At 54.5% G+C, this 2,010-nt stretch carries 1 protein-coding gene; it reads left to right on the forward strand.

The window, feature by feature from the left end; genetic code table 11:
• Positions 1-698 precede the first annotated feature (698 nt).
• Positions 699-1,754 (forward strand): secretion protein EspV, encoded by a 1,056-nt coding sequence (locus CFB82_RS41360; protein ID WP_218829106.1) that lies wholly within the window; start codon positions 699-701, stop codon positions 1,752-1,754.
• The last annotated feature ends 256 nt before the right edge of the window (positions 1,755-2,010 follow it).

The following is a 2,010-nucleotide window of genomic DNA, read 5'->3' on the forward strand; positions in this document are numbered from 1 at the left end:
TACAGCCCGGAGCTCAATCGCATCGAGAAACTGTGGCACAAGATGAAATATGAGTGGCTGGCCTTCAAGGCGCGTGACATCCAAACCCTTGAAGAAGACGTCGATACGGTCCTTCAAGGATTCGGATCAAATTATAGATTTACTTTCTGTTGAGAGCTTATCGCAAAGGAATTTTCATCTGCAGAAGGATTGGTTAGATCTAGCGATAATGGGATTTTCTTTATGGGTGAGGTATCGACAGGAATATACAAAGGCTCTTTGCCACGAGAAGCCTACGCGACGGACGATGGGGGTGATGGTGAACCAGAACTAGTCCCGATCAGAAGTGGAGATTTCCGGGAGCGTCTGGTAGCTTAGGATTGTATTTTTCGAAACTCGCTGTGAGAGCGGCCGCTTACGCACTTGAGCATAGTGTCACAAGTAGAGAATCTGTTGAACATATTCTGGAGCAGGCCGGATTTAATATTGAAAAGTGAATCTTTAACCGACCTCGGCACACGAAATCGCTGACACGTCCCAAGTTTCCACTACAGACCAGAATCATGCCCGCTATCTCATCGACGACTGCAACGCAAATCACGTCAAGCCAACTTCAAGTAAGCAACGCAAACGATCTGACCTCGCAGCGCGAGGATACGTACACACCGCTTGCACGTGCGATAGTAGGCGTTCGGCAAGGCGGAGCCGCAGAGTCGGGCATGCCGCCACGTCACGCGAGTCAGGCCCACATCGGTACACAGCCGTACCAGATCCAAGCTGATACGTCACCGATCGTGGAAGAGTTTTTGCAGAATACGCTTTCGAACAACCGTTACGACTCGCCTGAGCATTTGCAAACCCGAGCAGAGAACTACATGAGATATCGCAACGCGGAGGTCAATATCCTGCATGCGACCACAGAAGGCCTCGGGAAGCCCGAGTCTGCAGTGTTCAAGCAGGCGGCATGGATGGGGCACCTGGAACGTGGACTCTGGTACACGGAAGATCGATTTGGTGGCAACAATCGCGAACAACTCGGTAAAGAGGCGCTAGGTTTGTCGGAGCCGCTACCAGGTTCACCATTTCACGGCGTTCGCGGGCTCAATTTGTCCGATAGCGCTCGATCTGCCTTTTCAATGATGCTGCGCGGTGCTGCTGGACCGTTCACGCAGGAACAGGCGCAAGCCGGATTCGAACTCGCGCAGACCGGCCAAGTGCTGGCTGGAATGCTAGGGATCAGTGAGCGCATGAAATTCCGCGAAGACAACCGTGTTGACGCTCAGCGGAACGGCACGCACTCCACTCGCACGCAAGGCGGCATGGACCTTTCTCGGGACATAGGCACGACAATGCGCGACAAGGCCGGGCTGCCCGTCATGAGCGGAACCTCAGGCTCGTCCTCGGACGCCGTCATTGCGACACGTTTTGCCGCCGAGCGCTCGGGTACATCTTGGGCTGCGCCCGGCTTGAACGATTCGGAGGGCCGCAAGGCGATCGTGGACCTGTCGCACCACTATTTCCGTGCGGAAGGATCCAGTACGCCGCCATCTATGGCAAGCGGCATCAACAAGATTCGTGACGAAGCGGGCCTGGACAAGAAAGACGTGAACACGCTGGATATATTCACGCATAGCTATCCCGAAATTCACGCTGGGGTAGCGCTGACACTTGCCGGCGCGCCGGGCACCGATGAGGCGGCCATGCACGAGGCTACACAAGAGGCGGCGCGTCTGCTACGCGAGGCTGAATCCACAACAGAGACCGGACGCTCGTGAAGAACGTTACCGGACTTGTGCAACGTGGCCAGCGGCTGGGAGAAAGGCGACGTCGGGAAAAACGTGCAGGACAGCCACCAACGGATCTGGATCACTTAAGCTCTCAACAGAAAGTAAATCTATAATTTAATCCGAATCCTTGAAGGACCGTATCGACGTCTTCTTCAAGGGTTTGGATGTCACGCGCCTTGAAGGCCAGCCACTCATATTTCATCTTGTGCCACAGTTTCTCGATGCGATTGAGCTCCGGGCTGTA

The sequence above is a fragment of the Burkholderia sp. HI2714 genome (assembly GCF_002223085.1).
GTDB lineage: Bacteria > Pseudomonadota > Gammaproteobacteria > Burkholderiales > Burkholderiaceae > Burkholderia > Burkholderia lata_D.

What these genes read in the sequence shown, in the direction of transcription:
- CFB82_RS41360 (WP_218829106.1), top strand. Translation starts at nt 699, where the DNA reads ATGCCGCCACGTCACGCGAGTCAGGCCCACATCGGTACACAGCCGTAC.